Consider the following 6,648-nt stretch of genomic DNA (forward strand, 5'->3'; position numbering starts at 1 on the left):
GCTGAACACCCTGCCCGCTTCGGTTTCGTCGACGATGGGGGTCTATTTTGTGCCGGCGCTGACCGGGCTTGGCGCGCCGTGGTGGGACGATAGCGCCCGCGGCGTGATTTGCGGGCTGAGCCGCGGCGTTAAGCGCGCGCACCTGATCCGCGCCGCGCTGGAATCGATCACCTACCAGATTGCCGATGTGGTTGTCGCCATGCGCCAGCACGATGATTTCAGCCTCTCGGCGCTGATGGTCGACGGCGGACCGACCAAAAATGACTGGCTCATGCAGTACCAGGCCGATCTGCTGGGCTGCCCGGTGATGCGCAGCGACGTGCCGGAGCTCTCGGCCATTGGCGCAGCCCTGCTGGCCCGCAAGGCGCTCAATCCCGATGAACCGGTCGACCTGGCGGCCTTTTTAACCGCACACGGTGAATTTAGCCCCGACATGGCCCGCCACCAGCGCCTGCAGGCAAGATGGCAGGAGTGGCGCCATGCGGTGGACAGAACATTATGGAAACCGGCAACAACCGCCTGACGCCTACCAGGGGATCCGCGGGTGACGAACCTTAATCACTAACAGAAGGAGAATTCCGGCCCATACAACCGCCTTTACGGCCTTACGTTGTTTCACCGTACCCGACAATAACAACACAGAGAGAACATTGTCATGAAATTACGTTTAACGCTTTTAACTGCTGCAACCCTGACCGCGTTTTCTTTTACTGCTCAGGCAGTAGAAAAAGGCACCATCATGATCATGGTTAACTCGCTGGATAACCCGTATTACGCTTCTGAAGCCAAAGGGGCTAGCGAGAAAGCAAAAGAACTCGGATATAAAACAACCATTCTGTCTCATGGCGAAGATGTAAAAAAACAGAACGAACTGATTGATACCGCCATCGGTAAAAAAGTTCAGGGCATTATTCTGGATAACGCCGACTCAACCGCCAGCGTCGCGGCGATTGAAAAAGCGAAAAAGGCGGGTATTCCGATCGTATTAATTAACCGGGAAATTCCTGTCGACGACGTGGCCCTTGAACAGATTACGCATAATAACTTCCAGGCCGGTTCGGAAGTGGCTAACGTTTTTGTCGAGAAAATGGCGGAAAAAGGCAAATACGCCGAACTGACCTGCAACCTTGCGGATAATAACTGCGTCACGCGATCTAAATCATTCCACCAGGTCATTGACCAGTATCCGGATATGGTCAGCGTCGCTAAACAGGATGCCAAGGGTACGCTCATTGACGGCAAGCGCATTATGGACAGCATTCTGCAGGCCCATCCCGACGTCAAAGGCGTGATCTGCGGCAACGGACCGGTGGCCCTTGGCGCTATCGCCGCCCTCAAGGCGGCAAACCGGACTGACGTCGTGGTCGTCGGCATCGACGGCAGCAACGACGAGCGCGATGCGGTTAAGGCCGGCACGCTGCAGGCAACCGTGATGCTGCAGGCCCAGTCGATTGCGGCGCAGGGCGTTACCGACCTCGATAACTACCTGCAAAAAGGCGTCAAGCCCGCCAAGCAGCGCGTCATGTTCCGCGGCATTCTGATAACCAAAGATAACGCAGATAAAGTTCAGGACTTCAACATCAAATCCTGAGTTCGGGTTGTTGCGCCCCTTCGGGGGCGCGTAGGAGAGTGATATGTACAAAAAAACCTGGCTGGCACTGGCCGTTCTTACTCTCGGGGGCTGTCGTATCGTCTCCCAGCAGGAGCTGGCCGATCTTAAATCCCCGCCCAATCCGCACATGGCAAATATCGATCAAACCTGGCAGAACAGCATCGTGCCGCAGGTTGTGGCGCAGGCCCGTCCGGTCAGCGAACTGATGGCCGCCCTGCGCGCCGCTAAAGATTTCGACAGCGCCTGTCAGGCTCTGGGCTACCGCTCTCAGGAGGAGAACCCGTGCATTTTTTACGTCACGGTAGCGGGTAAAATCGACAAGATCGACGCCACCTCCCGCAGCGGCAAAATGACGGTTGCAGATGGCGCCGCCGGCCCGGTAGCGGTGCAGATTGGCCCGACGCTTCGCGGCACCCAGCTGCGCGATGGCTATAAAGGCACCAGCTATCAGGACTTTAATGACCAGGTGCTGTTTGGTGAATACGGCCGGGCCATTAATGAACAGGCGCTGAAAATGATCCAGGCCGCGCAGGTAAAAAGCGGCGAAACGGTCCAAGTATATGGCGTCTTCTCCGCCTGGGATATTCCGCAAACGGTTCCCGATATTACGCCAGCCAAAATCGTACGCTCCGGAGGACAATAAGATGCCGTCGCAACCCATCGTCGCTCCCCAACCAGTCGAATCTGAAGTTATTATCGAAACGCGCGAGCTGTCCCGCGTTTATCCGGGAGTTATCGCCTTAGATAACGTTAATTACCGGGTATATCGAAATAAAGTAAACGTTCTGATCGGAGAAAATGGTGCGGGTAAATCCACCATGATGAAAATGCTTGCCGGTGTCGAAACGCCCTCCTCCGGACAGATTATTCTCGACGGTGCCGAAGTTTCATTAAGCTCAACTCACCAGGCCGAACGTCAGGGGATCAGCATTATTTTCCAGGAGCTTAATTTATTCCCCAATATGAACGTCATGGATAATATTTTCATGGCGAACGAATTTTTCCAGAAAGGCCGAATTAACGAAAAATATCAGTACGAACTGGCGAAATCACTGCTGGAAAGGCTCGAGCTTGATGTCGACCCCTACACCCCGCTGGGCGAGCTGGGGATCGGCCATCAGCAGCTGGTGGAAATCGCCCGCGCGCTGTCAAAGGATACCCGGGTGCTGATTATGGATGAGCCCACTTCGGCGCTCAGCCAGTCGGAAGTGAAGATCCTGTTTAACGTGATTGAGCAGCTAAAACGACGCGGCGTCACCATTATTTATATCTCCCATCGCCTGGAAGAGCTGATGGAGATTGGCGACCACATCACTATTTTCCGCGACGGCCGCTTTATCAGCGAACGCACCGTCAGCGACGCCAGCATTCCCTGGATCATCGAGCAGATGGTTGGGGATAAGAAAAAGCACTTCGACTATCAGCCGGCGCCGCAGGGTGAAGCGGTGCTTGCCGTCGAGGGCCTGACCGCGCTGCATCACAGCGGCGGCTACAAGCTTAACGACGTGACCTTCACGCTCAATAAAGGCGAAGTCATCGGCATCTATGGCCTGCTGGGCGCCGGGCGTACCGAGCTGTTTAAGGGGCTGATCGGCCTGATGACCTGCCAGACCGGCAGCGTCCATCTCAACGGCGAGAATATCGGCAAAGCCCACTTTCAAACCCGCTTAAAAAAGGGGCTGGCGCTGGTACCGGAAGATCGCCAGGGCGAAGGCGTGGTGCAGATGATGTCCATTCAATCCAACATGACGCTCTCTGACTTTAGCCTGCAGGGCTTTAGACGGGCGTGGAAGTGGCTGAATCCGCATAAAGAGAGCGCCAGCGTGAAGGAGATGATCCGCCAGCTCGCCATCAAGGTCAGCGACCCCGAGCTGCCCATTACCTCCCTGAGCGGCGGCAACCAGCAGAAGGTCGTGCTGGGTAAAGCGCTGATGACGCAGCCGCAGGTGGTGTTCCTCGATGAACCCACACGCGGGATTGACGTCGGCGCCAAAACGGACGTCTATCACCTGATCGGCAAAATGGCGCATCAGGGGCTGGCCGTCATGTTCTCCTCCTCGGAGCTGGATGAGGTTATGGCCCTGGCCGACCGCATTCTGGTGATGGCCGATGGCCGTATTACCGCCGATTTGCCGCGCCATGCGGTTACCCGCGAAAAGCTTATCGCGGCTTCAACACCCCAAGATTAATCAGGCTGGAAACCATCATGAACCAGAAATATATGATTTATATGTACCTGCTGAAGGCCAGAACGTTTATCGCTCTGCTGCTGGTTATTGCATTCTTCAGCGTGATGGTACCGAATTTCCTGACCGCCTCTAACCTGCTGATCATGACCCAGCACGTGGCGATTACCGGCCTGCTGGCCATTGGGATGACGCTGGTGATCCTCACCGGCGGTATCGACCTCTCGGTCGGGGCCGTCGCCGGGATCTGCGGCATGGTCGCCGGCGCCCTGCTGACCAACGGGCTGCCCCTGTGGAACGGCAGCGTTATCTTCTTTAACGTCCCCGAAGTGATCCTCTGCGTGGCCATTTTTGGCATCCTGGTCGGCTTTATTAACGGCGCCGTGATCACCCGCTTTGGCGTGGCGCCTTTTATCTGCACGCTCGGCATGATGTACGTTGCCCGCGGCTCCGCGCTGCTGTTTAACGACGGCAGCACCTACCCTAACCTCAACGGCATGGAAGCGCTGGGGAATACCGGCTTCTCGATCCTCGGCTCCGGCACCGTGCTCGGGATTTATCTGCCCATCTGGCTGATGATCGCCTTCCTCGTGCTCGGCTACTGGCTGACGACCAAAACGCCGCTGGGTCGCTACATCTACGCGATCGGCGGCAACGAGTCCGCCGCCCGCCTCGCCGGGGTGCCTATCGTGAAGGCGAAAATCTTCGTCTACGCCTTCTCCGGCCTCTGCGCCGCCTTCGTTGGGCTGATCGTCGCCTCCCAGCTGCAAACCGCCCACCCGATGACCGGCAACATGTTTGAAATGGACGCCATCGGCGCCACCGTGCTCGGCGGCACGGCGCTGGCGGGCGGCCGGGGCCGGGTCACCGGCTCGATTATTGGTGCCTTCGTTATCGTATTCCTCGCCGACGGCATGGTCATGATGGGGGTCAGCGATTTCTGGCAGATGGTCATTAAAGGCGTGGTGATTGTGACCGCCGTCGTCGTTGACCAGTTCCAGCAAAAGCTGCAGAACAAAGTCATCCTGATGCGTCGTCACGAAGAGAAGCAGGCCGCAGCGCTGCCCGGCGGCGCCGCCTCCAGCTAATACGCCGACGGACAACACTCATTGCGCCGGGCGTCGCCCGCCCGGCCTCGCTAAAGGGAAACTAATATGAACAGAAATTTTCACAACAAAACGATTGTTATTACCGGAGCCTGTCGCGGCATTGGCGCGGGGATCGCTGAACGCTTTGCGCGCGATGGCGCCAGGCTGGTGATGGTCTCTAACGCCGCTCGCGTCCATGAGACCGCGGAAACCCTGCGCCAGCGCTACCAGGCGGAGATTCTCTCCCTCGAGGTCGACGTCACCGACGAGGCCCAGGTTCAGTCTCTGTATGAGCAGGCCGCCGCGCGCTTTGGCACCATTGACGTCTCCATTCAAAATGCCGGGGTGATCACTATCGACTACTTCGACCGTATGCCAAAGGCCGATTTCGAGAAGGTGCTGGCGGTCAACACCACCGGCGTCTGGCTGTGCTGCCGCGAAGCGGCTAAGTACATGGTCAAGCAGAACCACGGCAGCCTGATTAACACCTCTTCGGGCCAGGGCCGCCAGGGCTTTATCTACACCCCGCACTACGCCGCCAGCAAGATGGGCGTGATCGGGATTACCCAAAGCCTCGCCCACGAGCTGGCGCCGTGGAATATCACCGTTAACGCCTTCTGCCCCGGGATTATCGAGAGCGAAATGTGGGACTACAACGACCGCGTGTGGGGGGAGATCCTCAGCAGCGATAGCAAGCGCTACGCCAAAGGCGAGCTGATGGCGGAGTGGGTTGAAGGTATTCCGATGAAGCGCGCGGGGAAACCGGAGGATGTCGCCGGGCTGGTGGCGTTTCTCGCCTCCGACGACGCGCGCTACCTCACCGGACAAACGATTAACATCGACGGCGGCCTGATTATGTCCTGATCCCCGCGGGGGAATGTCGGGCAGCGAGGCTTCACTACGGATGGTCCGGATACCGCGCCGGGCCACGGAATATTCATTAACAGAGTAACGACTATGATCGCCAAAGATTTTGCTCAACAGCTGTTTAATCTGCAGGGACGCGTCGCCTTCGTCACCGGCGCGGGCAGCGGGATCGGCCAGACCATCGCTTACGGACTGGCCAGCGCCGGCGCGCGGGTCGTGTGCTTCGATCTGCGGGAAGACGGCGGCCTCACCGAGACCGTGAATAACATCGAAGCCATCGGCGGCCAGGCCTGCCTGTATACCGGGGACGTGCGCCAGCTCGGCGATCTCCGCGCCGCCGCCGCGCTGGCGAAAAGCCGCTTCGGCCGCCTGGATATCGCCGTGAACGCCGCCGGCATCGCCAACGCCAACCCGGCGCTGGAGATGGAAGCCGAGCAGTGGCAGCGGGTGATTGATATCAACCTCACCGGGGTGTGGAACTCCTGTAAAGCCGAGGCGGAGCTGATGCTGGAATCCGGCGGCGGCTCGATCATTAATATCGCCTCCATGTCCGGCATTATCGTTAACCGCGGCCTTGAGCAGGCGCACTACAACAGCTCTAAAGCGGGCGTCATCCATCTGTCAAAAAGCCTGGCAATGGAGTGGGTCGGCAAGGGGATCCGCGTCAACTCCATCAGCCCCGGCTATACCGCCACGCCGATGAACACCCGCCCGGAAATGGTCCATCAGACCCGCGAATTCGAAAGCCAGACGCCGATTCAGCGGATGGCGAAAGTTGAGGAGATGGCGGGCCCGGCGCTGTTCCTCGCCGGCGACGCCGCGTCATTCTGCACCGGCGTCGACCTGGTGGTCGACGGCGGATTTATCTGCTGGTAAACCGCGCCGCCTCTTCGAC

7 protein-coding genes are annotated in these 6,648 nt (G+C 58.3%); all 7 read left to right on the plus strand.

Features of this window, described 5'->3' with window-relative positions; translation table 11 throughout:
• Positions 1–523, plus strand: a 523-nt coding sequence (locus tag PFH44_RS23475) for an FGGY-family carbohydrate kinase (RefSeq protein WP_283826317.1), incomplete at its 5' end; no start/stop codon positions are given.
• Between the two features lie 132 nt (positions 524–655).
• Positions 656–1,591 (plus strand): D-ribose ABC transporter substrate-binding protein, encoded by a 936-nt coding sequence (locus tag PFH44_RS23480; protein WP_045854405.1) that lies wholly within the window; start codon positions 656–658, stop codon positions 1,589–1,591.
• A gap of 43 nt (positions 1,592–1,634) precedes the next feature.
• Positions 1,635–2,255 (plus strand): DUF2291 family protein, encoded by a 621-nt coding sequence (locus PFH44_RS23485; RefSeq protein ID WP_283826318.1) that lies wholly within the window; start codon positions 1,635–1,637, stop codon positions 2,253–2,255.
• A gap of 1 nt (position 2,256) precedes the next feature.
• Positions 2,257–3,801: a sugar ABC transporter ATP-binding protein gene (locus tag PFH44_RS23490; protein ID WP_045854403.1), complete on the plus strand. Its 1,545-nt coding sequence runs from the start codon at positions 2,257–2,259 to the stop codon at positions 3,799–3,801.
• A 17-nt stretch (positions 3,802–3,818) separates the two neighbouring features.
• Entirely contained in the window at positions 3,819–4,886 is a 1,068-nt protein-coding gene (locus tag PFH44_RS23495; protein WP_045854402.1) for an ABC transporter permease, read from the plus strand.
• 66 nt (positions 4,887–4,952) lie between these two features.
• Complete coding sequence (locus tag PFH44_RS23500) at positions 4,953–5,750, plus strand: SDR family oxidoreductase (RefSeq protein WP_133596723.1); 798 nt, start codon at positions 4,953–4,955, stop codon at positions 5,748–5,750.
• Between the two features lie 93 nt (positions 5,751–5,843).
• Positions 5,844–6,629, plus strand: coding sequence for an SDR family oxidoreductase (locus PFH44_RS23505; RefSeq protein WP_283826319.1), 786 nt, complete (start codon positions 5,844–5,846; stop codon positions 6,627–6,629).
• Positions 6,630–6,648: the final 19 nt, after the last annotated feature.

This window comes from Klebsiella sp. Ech2A, from assembly GCF_030078455.1.
Classification (GTDB): Bacteria; Pseudomonadota; Gammaproteobacteria; order Enterobacterales; family Enterobacteriaceae; genus Klebsiella; species Klebsiella terrigena.